General features: G+C 73.2%; 19 protein-coding genes and 1 pseudogene. 8 read left to right on the top strand and 12 right to left on the bottom strand.

The window, feature by feature from the left end; translation table 11 throughout:
- Positions 1–1093: 1093 nt before the first annotated feature.
- Both ACU436_RS28490 and ACU436_RS28485 read right to left on the bottom strand, forming a co-directional pair.
- Complete coding sequence (locus ACU436_RS28490; RefSeq protein ID WP_459030351.1) at positions 1094–2032, bottom strand: NADP-dependent oxidoreductase; 939 nt, start codon at positions 2030–2032, stop codon at positions 1094–1096.
- A gap of 103 nt (positions 2033–2135) precedes the next feature.
- Entirely contained in the window at positions 2136–2540 is a 405-nt protein-coding gene (locus tag ACU436_RS28485; RefSeq protein WP_459030051.1) for a PaaI family thioesterase, read from the bottom strand.
- A gap of 87 nt (positions 2541–2627) precedes the next feature.
- Between ACU436_RS28485 and ACU436_RS28480 the strand changes: the two genes are divergently transcribed.
- Genes ACU436_RS28480 through ACU436_RS28470 form a run of 3 tightly spaced genes read left to right on the top strand, consistent with a single transcriptional unit; the run spans position 2628 to position 6177 of the window.
- Positions 2628–3425, top strand: a complete 798-nt coding sequence (locus ACU436_RS28480; RefSeq protein WP_459030050.1) for a helix-turn-helix domain-containing protein — start codon at positions 2628–2630, stop codon at positions 3423–3425.
- Between the two features lie 56 nt (positions 3426–3481).
- Complete coding sequence (locus tag ACU436_RS28475) at positions 3482–5410, top strand: ABC transporter ATP-binding protein (RefSeq protein WP_459030049.1); 1929 nt, start codon at positions 3482–3484, stop codon at positions 5408–5410.
- Entirely contained in the window at positions 5407–6177 is a 771-nt protein-coding gene (locus tag ACU436_RS28470; protein WP_459030048.1) for an enoyl-CoA hydratase-related protein, read from the top strand. The genes ACU436_RS28475 and ACU436_RS28470 overlap by 4 nt, the downstream gene beginning before the upstream one ends.
- Positions 6178–6305: 128 nt before the next feature.
- On the opposite strand, the gene ACU436_RS28465 is transcribed toward ACU436_RS28470, so the two are convergent.
- Positions 6306–6893: a TIGR03086 family metal-binding protein gene (locus ACU436_RS28465; protein ID WP_459030047.1), complete on the bottom strand. Its 588-nt coding sequence runs from the start codon at positions 6891–6893 to the stop codon at positions 6306–6308.
- Between the two features lie 77 nt (positions 6894–6970).
- Between ACU436_RS28465 and ACU436_RS28460 the strand changes: the two genes are divergently transcribed.
- Positions 6971–7804: an NAD-dependent protein deacetylase gene (locus ACU436_RS28460; RefSeq protein ID WP_459030046.1), complete on the top strand. Its 834-nt coding sequence runs from the start codon at positions 6971–6973 to the stop codon at positions 7802–7804.
- On the opposite strand, the gene ACU436_RS28455 is transcribed toward ACU436_RS28460, so the two are convergent.
- On the bottom strand, positions 7801–9108 hold the full coding sequence (locus tag ACU436_RS28455) for a lipopolysaccharide biosynthesis protein (RefSeq protein ID WP_459030045.1): 1308 nt from the start codon (positions 9106–9108) through the stop codon (positions 7801–7803). The two genes, ACU436_RS28460 and ACU436_RS28455, sit on opposite strands and share 4 nt — an antisense overlap.
- 163 nt (positions 9109–9271) lie before the next feature.
- Positions 9272–9463 carry a hypothetical protein gene (locus ACU436_RS28450; protein ID WP_459030044.1) on the bottom strand — a complete coding sequence of 64 codons (192 nt, stop codon included), beginning with the start codon at positions 9461–9463 and terminating at the stop codon, positions 9272–9274.
- A 43-nt stretch (positions 9464–9506) separates the two neighbouring features.
- Here ACU436_RS28450 and ACU436_RS28445 point away from each other — a divergent pair, with 43 nt between their 5' ends.
- Complete coding sequence (locus tag ACU436_RS28445; RefSeq protein WP_459030043.1) at positions 9507–10472, top strand: zinc-binding dehydrogenase; 966 nt, start codon at positions 9507–9509, stop codon at positions 10470–10472.
- A 148-nt stretch (positions 10473–10620) separates the two neighbouring features.
- On the top strand, positions 10621–11031 hold the full coding sequence (locus tag ACU436_RS28440; protein WP_459030042.1) for a MarR family winged helix-turn-helix transcriptional regulator: 411 nt from the start codon (positions 10621–10623) through the stop codon (positions 11029–11031).
- A 34-nt stretch (positions 11032–11065) separates the two neighbouring features.
- On the opposite strand, the gene ACU436_RS28435 is transcribed toward ACU436_RS28440, so the two are convergent.
- Together ACU436_RS28435 and ACU436_RS28430 are read right to left on the bottom strand one after the other, a co-directional pair.
- Positions 11066–11713: an MOSC domain-containing protein gene (locus ACU436_RS28435; protein WP_459030041.1), complete on the bottom strand. Its 648-nt coding sequence runs from the start codon at positions 11711–11713 to the stop codon at positions 11066–11068.
- A gap of 132 nt (positions 11714–11845) precedes the next feature.
- Positions 11846–12226 carry a hypothetical protein gene (locus tag ACU436_RS28430; RefSeq protein WP_459030040.1) on the bottom strand — a complete coding sequence of 127 codons (381 nt, stop codon included), beginning with the start codon at positions 12224–12226 and terminating at the stop codon, positions 11846–11848.
- Between the two features lie 70 nt (positions 12227–12296).
- Between ACU436_RS28430 and ACU436_RS28425 the strand changes: the two genes are divergently transcribed.
- Positions 12297–12731, top strand: coding sequence for a hypothetical protein (locus ACU436_RS28425; protein ID WP_459030039.1), 435 nt, complete (start codon positions 12297–12299; stop codon positions 12729–12731).
- Positions 12732–12746: 15 nt separating this feature from the next.
- Here ACU436_RS28425 and ACU436_RS28420 read toward each other — a convergent pair whose 3' ends face one another.
- The 5 genes and pseudogenes from ACU436_RS28420 to ACU436_RS28400 form a co-directional block, all read right to left on the bottom strand.
- Entirely contained in the window at positions 12747–13175 is a 429-nt protein-coding gene (locus ACU436_RS28420; RefSeq protein WP_459030038.1) for a TA system VapC family ribonuclease toxin, read from the bottom strand.
- Positions 13172–13405 carry a ribbon-helix-helix protein, CopG family gene (locus tag ACU436_RS28415; RefSeq protein ID WP_459030037.1) on the bottom strand — a complete coding sequence of 78 codons (234 nt, stop codon included), beginning with the start codon at positions 13403–13405 and terminating at the stop codon, positions 13172–13174. The genes ACU436_RS28420 and ACU436_RS28415 overlap by 4 nt, the downstream gene beginning before the upstream one ends.
- Positions 13406–13457: 52 nt before the next feature.
- Positions 13458–15296 (bottom strand): translation elongation factor 4, encoded by a 1839-nt coding sequence (gene lepA / locus ACU436_RS28410; protein WP_459030036.1) that lies wholly within the window; start codon positions 15294–15296, stop codon positions 13458–13460.
- 69 nt (positions 15297–15365) lie between these two features.
- On the bottom strand, positions 15366–15497 hold the full coding sequence (locus ACU436_RS28405; RefSeq protein WP_459030365.1) for a hypothetical protein: 132 nt from the start codon (positions 15495–15497) through the stop codon (positions 15366–15368).
- A 53-nt stretch (positions 15498–15550) separates the two neighbouring features.
- Positions 15551–15772 (bottom strand): annotated as a pseudogene (locus tag ACU436_RS28400) (MscL family protein); the annotation flags it as partial.
- Positions 15773–15930: 158 nt separating this feature from the next.
- Here ACU436_RS28400 and ACU436_RS28395 point away from each other — a divergent pair.
- Positions 15931–17640 (top strand): GGDEF domain-containing protein, encoded by a 1710-nt coding sequence (locus ACU436_RS28395; RefSeq protein WP_459030035.1) that lies wholly within the window; start codon positions 15931–15933, stop codon positions 17638–17640.
- The last annotated feature ends 22 nt before the right edge of the window (positions 17641–17662 follow it).

The raw sequence follows: 17662 nt of genomic DNA, 5'->3' as shown, positions 1-17662 counted from the left end.
GGCCCCGGGCGGTCGCCGGCCGGGCCGGCCGCGGCGAGCCGTACGTCACGGTCGCGACCACCGCGCCAGTGTGCCGCTTGGGCCGATCATGGGCCGCGAGAAGTACCTCAGCGTGGACGCGGCCGCAGCCGGGTGCTGCTCGCATCGATCACGGGTCGCACCGCTGCGCGGTTTTGTGAGCATTCGCCGGGGGATCCCGCTGCTGCGGTGGGCGCGCCGTACCCGGCCGGCCGCCGCATGCCCCGCCTCCGGCGCCGGCCTCGCGCGCGTTCGCTCCGGTTCGTCGACTCCGTCGCCTCGGGTGGATGGCCGGGTTGGGAGCACCACCGGATCCCGGGGCTGCGTCGGCGGCCGTCCCCGTCTGTCCGGCACGCCGGTTCGCGACAAGCCCGTCGCTGCCGGGTGCGCGCGGACCATCCGGTGGTCCCCTCCTCACACCCTCCACGGCCTCGGCGAGATTTCCGGTGCGTTCCGCGGAACCGGACCCGACTCATCCACCGGCTCGGCATCGAGCTACTGCGGCCCGGACCGCTCGAACGCGAGGCCTGGGACTGCACTCAGCTCTGGACGGCCGGTCGGTGCGGCGATTCGGGACCACAGGACAGTGGCGTGGGCACCCGGCGGTGCCGGTCTCGTCCACAGGCCGGCGTGCCCCCATGTCGGGGACGGCCACCCGCGCGACCCCGGGGGTCGGTGGTGCACCCGAGCCGGCCACCACCCCGAGGTGCGGGACCCGGCGTAACCCGGGAGCCGGCTGCGACCACCGGGGCGGGCGTGCACAACAGGCCGTCCCGAGGTGACCGGGCGCGCCCACCGGGGACGAACCGCGGCGACACCCCAGGCGGCCGAACCCACCGGCGGGTTCACGGAGACGACGGCCCTCCGCAGCCCCGACCCGCAGGTCCTGTGACCACACCCGTCGACCACGCCCAGCGCCCGCCCCCACGGTGACCGCGGCGTGATCCCATCGCCTCGATCCGGCAACATCCTCCAGCTGGCCGCCCCCGCACCGAAGCCGTGATCATGTCCAACCGCACCGCCTCCGGTGACGGCGCGGGCTCACGCGGTCGACGGGTCGCATCCGCCCGCTTATCTAGACCGTGAGCACCAGCTTGCCGCTGGTGTGCCCCAGCTCCCCGGCGCGGTGGGCGTGCGAGGCCCGCTCGAGCGGGAACGTCTCGGTGACGAGCACGCGCAGCCGCCGGTCGTCGACGAGGCGGGCGAGCTCCTCGAGCTCGTTGCCGTCCGGCTCGACGAGCATCGCGGTGGCGCGCAGGCCGCGCTCCGCCGCCGCGGCGAGGGCGTCCGCCGCCGCGGCCGACGGCAGGCAGATGAGGCGGCCCTCCGGGTGCAGGATGTCGAGCGAGCGGGTGGCGACGTCGCCGCCGATGAGGTCCAGCACGAGGTCGACGTGGTCGACGGCCTTCTCGAACGCCTCCGCGCGGTAGTCGATCGCCTCGTCGATGCCGAGGTCGTGCAGCAGGTTGTGCTTGGCGCCCGACGCCGTGCCGATCACGTGCGCGCCCCGCGCCTTGGCGATCTGGACGGCGAGGTGCCCGACGCCGCCGGCCGCGGCGTGCACCAGCACCCGCTGCCCCGGCTGCACGGCCGCGATGTCCACCAGGCACTGCCACGCGGTGAGCCCGGCGAGCGGCAGGCCGGCCGCCTCCACCTCGGAGAGCCCGGCGGGGCGGTGGGCGAAGTGCCGCGACGGGCCCGTCACGAACTCGGCGTAGGCGCCGGCCTGCCGCGGGAACCACGGCATTCCGAGCACCGCGTCCCCCACGACGAACCGCGTGACGCCGGCCCCGACCGCGTCGACGATGCCCGCGACGTCCCAACCGACCGTGAACGGCGGTGGCCCGAGCACCGCGGCCATCCCGGCGCCGGCACGGGTCTTCCAGTCCACGGGGTTCACGCCGGCCGCGCCGACCCGCACCCGGATCTCGGTGGGCAGCGGCTGCGGGATCTCCGCCTCGCCGAGCTCGAGCACCTCCGGTCCGCCGGTCGTCAGCTGGGTGATCACGCGCATCGTTCCCACGGCGGATGCCTACCACCGCCGCGGCCCGCACCGCGGGCTCGAACCGGCCTCGCCATCCGTTCGCGCGACGAACGGCATCCTTCCCGCGCCGGGGCTACGCCCGCAGCACCGCTTGGGTCTGGGTCACGCGCGCGGTGAGGCGGCCGCCTGCGTCGCGCAGCTCCGTGTCGGCCACGATCACCGTCCGCCCGATGTTGAGCGGCCGGGCCGTCGCCTCGACGAAACCGCTCGTCACGGGGCGGAGGAAGTTCGTCGCCGAGGTCACGGTGGCGGTGCCGGAGGCCCCGTCGGGCAGGTTGAGGAACGCGCACCACCCGCCCGCGGCGTCGGCGAGCGCCATCAGGGCCCCACCGTGGAGCAGACCGCCGGACGTGCAGCGGGTGGCCTCCCAGTCCAGTCGCAGGACGACCTCGTCCGGGCCCACCTTCAGCGCCGCCGCACCGAGCACGGCGGTGAACGGCATGGCGGCGTGCAGCTGCGCGGTGAGCTCGTCGGTCATGCCGCCACCCTGCCGGGCGGGGCGACGCCGGTCCATTACCCCCGACGTCATCGAGTGGGCGCACGGCGGGCCGCTAGCGTCGTCGCCATGACCGCCGCGACCGTCACCGCCACCTCGTTCGGCTCCATGCTGCGCGACTGGCGCCGGCGCCGCCGGCTCACCCAGCTCGACCTCGGGATCCAGGCCGACGTGTCGGCGCGGCACCTGAGCTTCCTCGAGACCGGCCGGTCCCGCCCGAGCCGGGACATGGTGCTGCTGCTCGCCGAGGAGCTGGACATGCCCCTGCGCGGGAGGAACGAGCTGATGATGGCCGCCGGGTTCGTCCCCGCGTACAGCGAGCACTCGCTCGACGACGCCGAGATGAACGAGGTGCAGCGCTCGCTCAACCGGATCCTGGAGGGCCACTCGCCGTACCCGGCCGTGCTGGTCGACGGGTCCTGGAACATGGTCGGCGCCAACCGCGCCGTCGCGCTCCTCACCGACCTCGTCGACCCCGCGCTGCTCGCACCGCCGGTGAACGTGCTGCGTGTGAGCCTCCATCCGCGCGGCCTCGCCCCGCACGTCGTCGACCTCGCCGAGTACGCGGCGCACCTGGTGTCCCGGCTGCGCCGGCAGGCCGAGCGCGCGGCCACCACCGGGCTGCGTGCCCTGCTCGACGAGCTCACCCGGTACTGCCGGGACGCCGGGCTCGACCCGAACGCCCAGCCGCGCGACCGGATCGTGCTGCCGCTGCGGCTGCGCCACCCCGACCAGGACCTCACGCTGTTCAGCACGGTGGCCGTGCTCGGCGCCCCGCTCGACGTCACGCTCGACGAGATCGCCATCGAGAGCTTCTTCCCCGCCGACGACGCCACCGGGACCTACCTGCGGGAGCGGTTCGGCTGATTCGGCCCGGAATGTCGGACGCGCCCGGCACCATGGACCGCCGGGGGTGGGGCCGGGTGGGCGAGCCACTGATCGGTGTCGAGGACATGGAGACCCCGCGGTGGGCCGAGGGCTACGCGGCCACGGCGAACGCGGGGCTACGCGCGGTGGCCGCGAAGGCGCCGGGCACGGCGGCCCTCGCCGTCCGGTGGGCGTGGCACGCGTCCCCCCGGCTCACGCTCCTCGCGGCGGTCGTGCAGCTCGCCGCCGGCGCCGCCACCGCGTTCGGCCTGCTCGCCACCGCCGACGTCTTCACCCACCTGCTCGCGCAGGGCCCCACGCCGGAGCGGCTGGTGGCGGCGCTGCCAGCCATCTCCCTGGTCATCGCGGCCGGGGCGGCGCGCGGGCTGCTCGAGGCGTCCGTCGCGGCGGTGCAGGGGGCGCTCGTGCCGCGGGTCGAGCAGCGGGCCCAGAACGAGCTGCACTCCGCGGTGATCAGCGTCGATCTCGCCGCGTTCGACGACGCCGACTTCACCGAGCTCGTCGAACGGGCCACGCAGGACGGGCCGCCGCGGGTCCGGAGCTGCGTCCAGGACACCGGCGACCTGATCGCCGCGCTGGTGTCGGTGTCGGCGGCCGTCGTCACCGCGGGCGTCCTGCACCCGGTGCTCGCCCCCGTGGTCCTGCTCGCCGCCATGCCGCGCGGCTGGGCCACCGTGCGCTCGGCCCGGCTGATGTTCGACTTCGTCGTGCGGGTCAACTCCGCGCGCCGCCGCATCGGCGTCACCAGCGCGCTGATCACGCGGCGCGACCCGGCCGCGGAGGTGCGGGCCTTCACCACGCAGGCGGTGCTGCTGGGCGAGCACCGGCGCATCGGCGACCGGATCACCGCCGAGGCCGTCCGCCTGGAACGCGACCGCACCGTCGTCCACCTGATCGGCCGCACCGTCTCCGGCGTCGGCACCGGGCTGGCCTACGGCGTGCTCGCCCTGCTGCTCTACGCCGGCGGCATGCCGCTGGCGCTCGCGGGCGCCGCCGCGCTCGCCATGCGCACGGCGGGGCAGTCCGTCGTCAACACGATCTACGAGATCAACCGCCTGTACGAGGCGAGCTTCTACCTCGACCTGTACCGGTCCTGCCTCGCCGACGTCACGCAGCGGAGCCGCGCCCGAGCCACCGGACGGCTGCGCGGCGAGCCGGCCGAGATCACCCTCGACCACGTCTCGTTCCGGTACCCGGGACAGGAGCAACCGGCCGTCGACGACGTCAGCTGCACGCTGCGGCGCGGCGAGGTGATCGCGCTCGTCGGGGAGAACGGGTCGGGCAAGTCGACGCTCGCCAAGCTCATCACGGGTCTCTACCTCGCCGAGTCCGGCACCGTCGCGTGGGACGGCGTCGACATCGCCACCGTCGACCAGAGCGAGCTGCACGAGCGCGTCGCCGTGGTGTTCCAGGACCCGCTGCGCTGGCCGATGCACGCGGAGAACAACGTCCGCATCGGGCGGCTCGACCGCCCCGACCCGGGCGGTGCGCGGCTCGCCGACGCCGCGACCCGGTCCGGCACCGACGCCGTGGTCGCCGAGCTCCCCGCCGGGTGGGCCACGGTGCTGTCGCGGCAGTTCCAGGGCGGGCGCGACCTGTCGGGCGGCCAGTGGCAGCGGCTCTCGGTGGCCCGTGGGCTCTACCGCGACGCGTCAGTCGTGATCGCCGACGAGCCCACCGCCGCGCTCGACGCCCGCGCCGAGCACGCCGTGTTCCGCGCGTTGCGGGGGCTCTCCGGCACGGGCGGCGACCGCATCACCGTGCTCGTCACGCACCGGCTGGCGAACGTCAAGCACGCCCACCAGATCCTGGTGCTGGAGCGCGGCCGGCTCGTCGAGCACGGCACCCACGAGCAGCTGATGGCCCGCCACGGCGGCTACCACGAGCTCTTCACGCTCCAGGCCAGCGCCTACACCGACGGTGACAGCGAGCAGGACACCGAGCGGGATACCGTCCCCGCATGACGGAGCTGGTGCACCTCGACGTCGCGGCGGGCGTCGCCACGATCACGCTCGACTCCCCCGCCAACCGCAACGCGCTGTCCGCGCAGCTGCGCCGGGAGCTGCTCACCCACCTGCAGTCGGCGATCGACGACGCCGGGGTGCGCGTGATCGTGCTGAGCCACACCGGGCGGGTGTTCTGCTCGGGGATGGACCTCAAGGAGTCGCGCGGCACAGGAGCCGGGGACCAGGGCGTCAACGAGATCCCGGCGATCCTCCAGCGGATCTGGACGTCGCCGACGCCGGTGGTGGCGCGCGTCGCCGGCCCGGCGCGCGCGGGCGGGGTCGGCCTGGTGGCGGCCTGCGACATCGCGGTGGCATCCGACGACGCCACGTTCGCGTTCAGCGAGGTGCGGATCGGCGTGGTGCCCGCGGTCATCTCGGTCACCGTGCTGCCCCGGCTCCTGCCCCGCGCCGCGCACGAGCTGTTCCTCACCGGCGAGACGTTCGACGGGCCGCGGGCCGTGCGGATCGGGCTGGTGAACAGCTCCGTCCCGGCGGGCGACCTCGACGCGGAGGTCGCCCGGTACGTCGAGATGCTGTGCCTCGGTGCCCCGGGGTCGCTGGCCGCCACGAAGGAGATGCTGCGCGCCGAGCGCCCGGCCGCGCTGGACGCCCGGTTCGCCGAGATGCAGGAGCTGTCCGCCCGGTTCTTCGCCGGGGAGGAGGGCCAGGAAGGCATGCGGGCCTTCGCCGAGAAGCGCAAGCCCGCCTGGGCCACGCAGCGCTAGGAGCGCGGCCCGCGCGTCACACACCAACTTCCGCGCTGGCACACCAACTGCAGTTCATGTGCCGGCACCGGAGTTGGTGTGCGAGCGGGTCAACCTTCCGTGTTACGCACGAGGGACAGCCTGCCGCGTCACGGCGTCCAACGCGGCTCCCGGCCGGACTCCGCGAGGGCCCGCTCGAACGCCGGGGCGCCGGCCGGCACCGTGACCTCGGCGCCGAACCAGCCGCCCTCCCGTCCGGACGGGGCCATCGCGAGCACGCCCTCGAGCACCACCGCCCCGAGCTCCTCGGGGACGTCGACGGTGCGGCCGGTGGCGACGGCGAGGTCCCATGCGTGCACGGCGAACTCGGCGGTCATCATCGAGCCGATCGCGGCCGCCGGCATCGGCGCGCCGCCCATGCTGGACTGGCCCTCCCACGCGGCCGGGTCGGCCCACGCCCGGGCCGCGGCGTCCGCCTCGTCCGCGCACGCCTGCGCCCACTTGTCCTCCGGCAGCCCGACGAGGTACGGGGTGCGTTCCGCACCGGTCCACGAGGAGTCCCACGGCTCCCGAGCGCCCGAGAGGCGGGCCAGCAGGAACCCGAACGCCAGGTGGTTCACGACCTCCCGCACGGCGTACTCCGCGCACGGCGACGGGGCGTCGTAGCGGGTGAGGTCGGTGTCGCGGATCGTCGCGACGGCCAGGTCGATGCTCTGGCGCATGAAGTCGGTGTGCATGCCCCGAGCCTGCCCGGCCGCATCCCCGCGGGATTGCACGAACGCGACACCCGGTGCGACCCGGTTAACCTGGTGGGGTGCTGGATGCGCCCGCGCTCGACCGTGCGCTCGGCGTGCTCGCCGACCGCCGGATCGTGGCGCTCACCGGAGCCGGCCTGTCCACCGACTCCGGTATCCCCGACTACCGCGGGCCGGGCTCGCCGCGCCGCACCCCGATGACCTACCAGGAGTTCCTCTCCGGGGACGACGCGCAGCGGCGGTACTGGGCCCGCAGCCACGTCGGCTGGGCCCGCATGGCACACGCCTCGCCGAACGACGGCCACCTGGCGCTGGCTGCGCTCGAGCGGTGCGGCGCGCTGCACGGGCTGATCACGCAGAACGTCGACGGGCTCCACGCGGCGGCCGGGAACCGCGCCGTGATCGACCTGCACGGCCGGATCGCCGACGTCGTCTGCGTGGGCTGCCGCAGGCGCGGCACCCGCGAAGCGCTGCAGGAACGGCTCGCGGCGCTGAACCCGGGTTTCGTCGAGGCGGCGGGCAACGCCGTCGAGACCGCCCCGGACGGCGACGCCGAGCTCGCCGCCGTCGACGGGTTCCGGCCGGCCCGCTGCACCGGCTGCGGGGGTGTGCTCAAGCCGGACGTCGTGTTCTTCGGCGAGAACGTGCCGCGCGAGCGGGTGGCCCGCGCCTACGCCATGGTCGACGCCGCCGCGGCGCTGCTCGTCGCGGGCTCGTCGTTGACGGTGATGTCGGGTCTGCGGTTCGTCCGGCACGCCCACAAGGCCGGCGTCCCGGTGGTGATCGTCAACCGCGGGGCGACCCGGGGCGACGAGCTCGCCACCGTGCGGGTCGACGGCGGCTGCTCGGAGACCCTCTCCGTGCTCGCCGCAGCGGCGAGCTCGGCCGCCTAACGCTTGGCCGCGCGTACCAGGAGCACACCGGCCGCCGCGACGCTCTGCGCGCCGAGCCACGCCACCCCCGTGCCGACCACGCCCAGCACCGGCATGAGGATCCAGCTCCCGGCGATGACCGCCGTCGTGATCGCCGCCGGCAGCCCGAACAGGACGCGACCGTCACGGCGCACGCGGGCGGCCCAGACCGTCGACCAGGTGACGACGTTCGGGATCGCCGACAGCACCAGCAGCACCAGCAGCACGCTGCCCTCGGCGGCGTAGGCGGGGCCGAACAGCGACAGCAACGGGTGTGCCGCCGCGGAGATGACGAGCACGGCGGGCACGAGGAGCGCCAACGCCTTGTGGATCATGCTGCGGCGGGCCGACTCCAGCTTGGCGGGGTCGGCGGCGACGTGGGCCACCAACGACTGGCCCATACCGTTGACGACCAGGTAGAGCGCGTACGCGATCTGCCAGGCGATGCCGTACACCGCGGCCGCCTCCGGACCGAGGCGGGCCAGCACGGCCAGCGGCAGCCCGAACACCGCGGCCAGCAGGAACACCGTGCCGGCGTAGTCGGCGCGGACGAACGACGCGACGTCCCGCACGGTGACCGCGGCCGGCGCCGGGCCCGCGTCCTGATCACCCGCACGCGGGAGCACCCGCGCCAGGTAGACCGTGACGATCAGGACGATCACGGCGGTGGCCGCGACCCACGAGACCGCGAGCCCGCTCCACATCCCGAGCGCGGCCGCCCCACCGAGGAACACGATCTTCAGGACGGAGAACACGAGGTTCTCCACCGGCACGAGGGTGGCCTTCTTGATCGCGGGCAGGAGGTAGTCCTGCATCACGAACATCGCCCACACCGGGGTGGAGAGCGTGAAGAACGCCACCAGTTCGGACCCGCCGAACACGGCGTGCAGCTCCGGTGCCCACCACGAGGCGCCGAGGGCGAACACGGCACCGGCCAGGGTCGCCGCCGCGACGGCCGCGGCGTAGCAGCCCACCACGAGCGCGCGGGTGTTCCGGCCCGCCACCGGCACGAAGCGCAGCAGCGCGTTGCCGAGGTTGAGCTGCGCCGCCGTGCCCAGGAGCGTCATCGCGGACAGAACGGTGCTGTTCACCCCGACCGTCGCCGAGTCGTACAGGCGGGCAGCCAGGATCCAGAACAGCAGCCCCAACCCCGACGTCAGGGCGGAGCTGAGCACGAGCGCGAGCCCGTCCCGGTGCTGAGGGGTCCGCCAGCCGCTCAGGACGCCCGAGCGCACCCGCGAGGTGCTGGTTCGGATGGGGACGGTGTCGTCCTGCAACGTCCTCATGAGCCCTTTCCGGTCGCTTCCAACTACGGGGCGTTCACCCCGAACCTGTCGCACACCCTGGGGGGTGAGTGCTGAAGCGACGCTGAGAGCAAGCTACGGGCTGAGGGCTCACTGAGAGTAAGAGATGATCATCACGTTGCCCACGGCGGGGTGGGGGTTCGCCTCAGTCGTGCCGGGTGGTCCGGCGGGCCGCGATCCGCGCGACCGCGACGTCCACGACGCGGTCGCAGAGCACCGCCGTGCCCCAGCACAGCGGCACCAGCACGATCGTGGCGAGCAGGACCTGGAACCCGAACGGCAGTTGCGTGAGCCACAGCTCGACCGCATCCCACCAGTCCGCCACCGCCCTGACCACGTCCCACACAGTAGCGCCGGCCGATCCTGACTAGATTCGCGGCATGTTCGCCGTCTACGCCGCAGAGCCCAACGCCGACGCTCCACTCGACTCGCTCACGGTGGGCGAGCGGCCTGCCCCGGAGGTGCCCGACGGCTGGGTCGCCGTGACCGTCACCGCCGCGAGCCTCAACATGCACGACCTGTGGACGCTGCGCGGCGTCGGGATCAAGCCGGACCAGTTCCCGATGATCCTCGGCTGCGACGGGTCCGGCACCCTCGAGGACGGCACGGAGGTCGTCCTGCACTCGGTGATCGGCGACCCGGCGTGGGACGGCGACGAGACCCTCGACCCCCGGCGCACGCTGCTCACCGAGAAGCACCAGGGGACGTTCACCGAGACGGTCGTGGTGCCCGCCCGCAACGCCGTCCCGAAGCCGGCTGGGCTCACGGCCGCCCAGGCGTCGGTGATGGGCACCGCGTGGCTCACCGCCTACCGGATGCTCTTCACCAAGTCGGGGCTCAAGCCGGGCCAGACGATGCTCGTGCAGGGCGCCTCCGGCGGGGTCTCCACCGCGCTGGTCCAGCTGGGCCGGGCCGCCGGGATGCGGGTCTGGGTGACCGGTCGCACGGACGAGAAGCGGGCCGTCGCCGAGCGGCTCGGCGCGCACGCCACGTTCCCCTCGGGTGAGCGGCTGCCGGAACGGGTCGACGCGGTCTTCGAGACCGTCGGTGACGCCACGTGGTCGCACTCGATGCGCGCGCTCAAGCCGGGCGGCGTGATAGTCGTCTCCGGTTCGACCAGTGGACCCAACCCCGGAGCCGACCTCCAGCGGCTGTTCTTCCTCCAGCTGCGCGTCCTCGGTTCGACCATGGGGACCCGTCAGGAGCTCGTCGACCTGCTGCGATTCGTCGAGAACGCGGGGATTTCCCCCGAGATCGGGCTCGAACTCCCGATGGATCGGGCCCCCGAAGGGTTCCGCGCGATGCTCGACGGAGATACGTCCGGGAAGATCGTATTCACCCGATGAAGCCGTTTGTCGCGCTGAATCGGCCGTTCGTCTAGGGGTTCTTGATCCTGAGAACCCCGATCGGCCCTCTCAGGACGTACAGTGTGTGACCGTGTCTGAGCCACCAAGTCGAATGGCGCCGGGGAGCACCCCCACCCCGGCGCCGCGGGTGACAGGTCTGGTCGAGCTCCTCGACCGATTGGACCGCGCCGTCGCCGCCTCGCTCTCGCCGGTCACATCGGCCGAGGGCGTCAGCCGCGACGGATGGCGGGTGCTGCTGATGCTCGCCCGCGGCGGCGGGCGGAGCATGGGCGAGATCGCCACGCACACCGCCTTGCCGGCCCCCACCGCCACTCGCGTGGTCGACCGCCTGGTCGCCGCGCAGCTGGCCTACCGGCGTACCGACCCCGTCGACCGCAGGCGGGTGCTCGTCCACCTCGCGGGTGGAGGCCGCGCGGTCGTCGAGAGAGTCTGCGGCCGGGTGGAGCGCCATGCGGTCGAGGCCCTCGGCCCCGCCCACACCCCCGAACGCGCCCAGCTCGCCCAGCTCCTCGAGGCGCTGGCGAGCCAGCCCGCCTGAACCCGCCCCCCGACAGCCCCCGAATCCCCCCGAACTACGTCCCCAACAGCTGAAGCGCCCGATCCAGCCAGGCCTGGTCCCGGACCCCCATGTACTGCCGGGCCACGGCCACCTCGGGCACCCGATCCCGCGACACGGTGGAAGCCGCCAGCAGGTCGGCCGTGGTCACCCCGTGGCCCGGCCGGTCGAGCAGGTCCACCGTGTCGCCGGCACACACCGACCCCGGCCGCTCCACGGCCAGGTACGCCCCCGGCCGCCCGGCCGCGATGAACCGCTTCACGAGATCGGGCACGCCGCGGAAGGAGGCGAACACCCGGCACGGGATGCGGGTGCTGCGCACCTGCAACACGGCCGCACCCACCCGCCAGCGCTCGCCGAGCACCGCGCCCGTGCAGTCGACGCCGGACACGGTGAGGTTCTCGCCCACACCGCCGGGCCGGAGCTCCTGGCCGAGCCCGGCCGCCCAGAAGGCGAGGTCCTCCGCCGCGTAGGCGTAGACGGCCTGGTCCGGGCCACCGTGGTGCTTGGTGTGGCAGATGGTGTCGCCCTGCACGCCCGCGGGACTCAACAGCACCGGGCCGTCGACGGCCCGCTTGTCGATGCCGGTCCTGCCGTCCGGGGCCCGCGTGTCGATGTCGTTGCGCACCACGGCGACGTTGACGGACACCACGACGCCCGTCATCGAGCGACACCCGCCGCGGCGCGGGGCGCGGTTGTGTTCGGTGCCAGCACGATCGGTGAGTTCGGTGCGGTCAGCACGCTGATCACGGTAACCGCGCGGGACGGGCGCGGCACCGGAGTTGTGAGCGGCGCGTCAGCCGCCCCGGAGGAACGCGTCGGCGGTGGCCTGCCCGGCCGCGGCGTACGGGAACGCCACGAGCAGCAGGGCGCCGATGGCGATGACGAGGAAGCGGCGCAGCCAGCCGCCGTGGACGACCAGCCATCCCGCGACGTAGGCGATCAGGAGCGGCAGGGTGATCGTGTAGAGCGCGGTGAGCTCGGCCGCGGGATCGTCGGTCGGCGGGCCACCGCCGACCGCCGTGAGCACCACCCCGACGGCGGCGATGACCACGACGCCGGACGCGAGGGCCGTCCACCTGCTCTTCGCCCGGCCCGCCACGACGCCGATGAGCAGCACCACGAGCAGTACAGCGCCGGTCACCGCCGGGGCGTAGGGCAGGAGACCGTCGACCATGCACCCCATCGTGCCCCCCGACCGGGTCATCCGGGCAGCCGCCGCGCCGAAGCTGATCTAGCGTCGAGGTGTGCGCCGCTCGACCGCCGCAACCGCCCTGCTCACCGCGCTCGCGCTGGGCGTCCTCGGCCCGCCCGCCACCGCCCTGGCCCAGCCACCGGGCAGCGATGTCGGCGCGTGCCTCGACGGGAACTGCACGCTGCGGGTGACCGGCCCGGTGAACATCCCCCTCGACGGCCGGGCCGGCCCGATCGGGCTCTCGGTGTCGTCGATCGGGCCGTTCGCGGTGGCGTTCTGGGTGCACCGGCCCACCGGAGACGGGCTCGGTGTGGTGGGCCCCTCCGGCTCCGTGCGGTTCACCTCGGACCAGGGCTCGCTCGCCGTGCGCCTGCTGGAACTCGGCGCCGACGCCGCGGTGATCGAGCTGAGCACCCAGCCTCGTGAGTCAAGGGCGCAAGCCGTCCAACACTCCTCGTCACCCACGGCCCGGCCGGTCTCCTGGTAGGCGCCGGCCCCAGCGTCAGCCGGCGATCGGGTTGATCCACTTGAGGCCGGTGAAGCGGGCGAAGTCGGTGTCGGCGGAGCAGACGCCGACACCGTGCTCGATCGCCAGAGCGGCGAGGTGCGCGTCGGGGATCATCGAGGCTCCGAGATGGTGCTCGACGATCATCCCTCCGAGCACGTCCGCATGCCGATCGGTCGGACTGGGCACCCACGCAGCCGGAGCGGCGAGCCATGCGGTGACCCGGGACCAGGCTTCGTCCGGTGGCAGCGGCCGTTCGAACGCCCGGGGGTTGGTCCGGATCCGGACGAAGGCGAGCAACGACGGCCACGGCAGGCCGATGCGGACCGGACCGTTGAGCGCCTCCGTGAGCCATTCCATCGCCGGATCGTGGTGCGGGCTCGACCGATCCTCGGCGTAGAGCAGGATGTTCGCGTCGACGATCACCGCGAGGACGGCCCGTCCAGCAGCTCGAGTGCGTCGGCGATGTCGGTCAGGTCGATCCGGGCCCCACCCGCGGAGGTCTGCTGGGAGAAGCGCGGCCTCGGGATCCCACCCTGGGCCAGCCCTCGCCGGGCCAGCTCGTTGAGGGCGGAGCTGACGCCGAGGCCGCGTTCCTTCCGGAGCCGCTCCACGGCTGCCGCCACATCGTCGTCGAGGTTGACCGTCGTCCTCACGCACCGAGGGTAGCATCATGATGCGTAGACTCACGCATCATGATGCGGCGCACTACTTCTTCGCCTTGTCCGCCGTGGACTCGGTGGACAGCGCCGCGACGAAGGCCTCCTGCGGGACCTCGACCCGACCGATGGTCTTCATCCGCTTCTTGCCCTCCTTCTGCTTCTCGAGGAGCTTGCGCTTCCGGGTGATGTCACCGCCGTAGCACTTCGCGAGCACGTCCTTGCGCATCGCGCGGATGTTCTCGCGCGCGATGATGCGGGAGCCGATCGCCGCCTGGATCGGCACCTCGAACTGCTGGCGGGGAATCAGCTCGCGCAGCTTCGAGGCCATCGTGGTGCCGTAGGAGTAGGCCTGGTCCTTGTGCCGGATGGCCGAGAACGCGTCGACCGGCTCGCCCTGCAACAGGATGTCCACCTTGACCAGGTCGGACTCCTGCTCGCCCGCCTCCTCGTAGTCGAGCGAGGCGTAGCCGCGGGTGCGGGACTTCAGCGCGTCGAAGAAGTCGAAGATGATCTCTGCGAGCGGCATGGTGTAGCGCAGCTCCACGCGGCTCTCGGACAGGTAGTCCATGCCCCCGAGCTGGCCGCGTCGGCTCTGGCACAGCTCCATGATCGCGCCGATGTACTCCGACGGCGCCAGGATCGTGGTCTTGACGATCGGCTCGTACACCTCGGCGACCTTGCCCGTGGGCCAGTCCGACGGGTTGGTGACCACCATCTCCGTGGCGTCGTCGAGGATCACCCGGTAGACGACGTTGGGCGCGGTGGAGATCAGGTCCAGCCCGGCCTCGCGCTCCAGCCGGTCGCGGGTGATCTCCAGGTGCAGGAGGCCGAGGAAGCCGCAGCGGAAGCCGAACCCGAGCGCCGCCGACGTCTCCGGCTCGTAGGTGAGCGCGGCGTCGTTGAGCTGCAGCTTGTCGAGCGCGTCGCGCAGCTCCGGGTAGTCGGAGCCGTCCACCGGGTAGAGCCCGGAGTAGACCATGGGGCGCGGCTCGCGGTAGCCGGTGAGCGGTTGGGTGGCGCCATGGCGCTGGCTGGTGACGGTGTCACCGACCTTCGACTGCCGCACGTCCTTGACGCCGGTGATCAGGTAGCCGACCTCGCCGACGCCCAGGCCGGCCGACGCCTTCGGATCCGGCGAGACGATGCCCACCTCGAGCAGCTCGTGCACCGCGCCCGTGGACATCATCTTGATCCGCTCGCGCGGGGTGATCTTCCCGTCCACCACGCGGATGTAGGTGACCACGCCGCGGTAGGTGTCGTACACCGAATCGAAGATCATCGCGCGGGCGGGCGCGTCGGCGTCGCCCTGCGGCGCCGGGACCACGTCGACGACCTGGTCGAGCAGCTCCACCACACCGTCGCCGGTCTTCGCGCTCACCCGCAGGACGTCCCACGGCTCGCACCCGATGATGTGGGCGATCTCCGCGGCGTAGCGGTCCGGGTCGGCCGCCGGCAGGTCGATCTTGTTGAGGACCGGGATGATCGTGAGGTCCTTCTCCAGCGCCAGGTAGAGGTTGGCGAGCGTCTGCGCCTCGATCCCCTGCGCCGCGTCGACGAGCAGGACCGCGCCCTCGCACGCCTCGAGCGCGCGCGACACCTCGTAGGTGAAGTCGACGTGGCCCGGGGTGTCGATCAGGTGCAGGACGTGGTCCTTGCCGTCGACCCGCCAGGGCAGCCGCACGTTCTGGGCCTTGATCGTGATGCCGCGCTCGCGCTCGATGTCCATCCGGTCCAGGTACTGGGCGCGCATCAGGCGTTCCTCGACCACGCCGGTGAGCTGCAGCATCCGGTCGGCCAGTGTCGACTTGCCGTGGTCGATGTGCGCGATGATGCAAAAGTTCCGGATGAGCTCCGGCGGCGTGAACGTCTGATCGGCGAAACTCACTCTGTTCCTTCTCCTACGGGGTGTCTCCATCGTCCCACGTCGCACCCCGCGGAGGTCCGAACGGGTGAGCTACTCGGCCACGCGCTTCTCCGTGGCCACCAGCGGGGCCTCGTCGTCGTCGGTGACCACCGGGTCGATGTCGGCCGTGCAGTACTTGCACTTCGTCGCGTCGATCGCACGAACTCCTTGCAGTGCGGGCACTCCCGGCTGCCCTGCGCCTTGAAGTTGCCCGGCCCGAGCCGCTCGAGCGGCTTGACCATCCCGAACAGCACGGCCGCCAGCAGCAGGAAGTTGATGACGACGGTCAGGAACGCCCCGTACCGGATCTCCGAACCGTTCAGGGCGAACGTCAGGGCGGAGAAGTCGGGCTGCCCGAAGATCGCCGCCTCCGGACCGCGGGCTCCCTCGCCCGCGGCGCGGCCGATGATCGGGCGAACACGGATCGCATGCACGCATCGACGCGCAATGCCCGCCATCGGTGCAGCGCGCACGGCCTGCCGGCCGATTCCGATCACTACCGGTGAGCGAACGGCAACCATCCGTTGGATCTTGGGGCCAAGATCGTCATGTGCGCTGCTCGGAGGCCGTCCGACATGCCACGATTCCGGGCACCAGCGGTTGCGGGGAGCGAGCGGTGACATGGACGCGCACGGCCTCCGAGTGCGCCCTCCTGAGCGGGGCGCCGGAGTGCACGTGCACCCGGGACACGGCGGACCGCACCGAGGAGCAGATCGTCACCCGGGCGCTCGGCAAGCTGCGCTTCGAGCAGCGCGCCGACCCCGCGGGCAAGGCCGCGGCGCGCCGCGGGCTGGACGCGATGCTCGGTCAGGCCCGCAGGCAGGGCCCGTCCACATTGGTCTCCGAGCTGCTCAGGATGGGCCTCATGATCCGGCTCCTCGGCGCGGACGAGGCCGACGCCGACGACGTCGAGGCACTGCTCCAGGAGTTCATCGAGCTCGCCGAGATCGACGCCGACCCGCGCCGCCTCGGCGAGGCCGCCACCCTGCGCGCGCACCGCACCGCGGTGTTCGGCCACGCGGAGAACGCGCTCGCCGACGCCGCCTCCGCGTTCGCCATCCTCACCGACATCACCGCGCCGGCGCCGGGTGACGACCCGGCGCGCTGGTCCCGCTACCTCTCCCGCAGCCTCAACGGGCTCGTCGTCGTGCTGCTCAAGCTGGGCTCGCACGAGCTGGCCGACGAGGTCTCGCAGCGCGCCGTCGCCGTGTCGGAGGGCACCGGGTCGATCATGGACCGGCTGGTGCACCAGCTCAACCGGGTGCGCCTGCAGCTGTCCTGGGCGTTGCGGCTCGAACGGGGCGGGCGCGACACGGCGGCAGCCACGCGGTTCGGCGCCGCGGCGCACACCGCACACACGGCGGCGGCACTCTGGACGGCGGCGATGGGCACCGGACGTCCCGCCACCGAGGAGTGCTCGGTGATCGGCGCCGCCTACGCGCTGGTCCGGCCCGGCCCGGCGCACCTGGACATGCTGGTGAGGCTGCACCCGATGGCGCACCTCCCCGAGGACCGCATCGCGCTGGCCATCGCCACGGCCCGCTGCCTGCTCGAGGCGGGCCGTCCCGCCGACGCCGCCACAGCGCTCGACCCGCTGCAGGCGGAGCTGCTCCGCGGCACCGCCGAGGGCGTGCTCGCCCTCGCGCTGCACCGCGAGGTCGCGCGGGTGGACCAGATCACCCACCGCGGCGCGCCCTCCAAGACGCTGCAGCACTACACCAGCGCGCTGGAGAGCGAGCTGTGGGAGCTGCGCGAAGCACGGCACACCGCGCTGCGCAGCCACGCCGAGCAGCACCGCCTCGCCCGCGAGCACGGCGCCGTGGCCGCCCAGGCCCTGCAGGACCCGCTCACCGGGCTGCCCAACCGGCGAGCGCTCGACATGCGCCTCGCCGAGGCCTGCGCTTCCATCGCCGGTCAGCCCTGCTCCGTGGCGCTGATCGACCTCGACGGCTTCAAGGACGTCAACGACGAGCGTTCGCACGCCGCGGGCGACGAGGTGCTGCGCGTGATAGCGGAGTGCCTGCGCGCCGCGCTCCGCGCGCACGACCTCGTGGCCCGCTACGGAGGCGACGAGTTCGTCGTGATCATGCCGTCCACGCCGCTGCCGGTGGCGTGCGCGGCGATGGAGCGGGCGGCCACCGCGGTGGCGGCGCTGCCGGTCGACGCCGGTGCCGGCGTCACGGCGTCGATCGGGGTGGTGCGCGCCCCGCTGGACGGTGATCCCGCCGTGGCGCTGGCCGCCGCCGACGCCGCGATGTACCGGGCCAAGCACGCCGGCGGCAACACCGTGGTCAGCGGGGCGGCGGTGCCCGTCGCCGGCCGCTAGCCATCCCGACGGACAGGGCGGA

This window comes from Pseudonocardia wallangbongensis (genome assembly GCF_054486945.1).
This window is presented reverse-complemented; position numbering and strand designations above follow the sequence as displayed.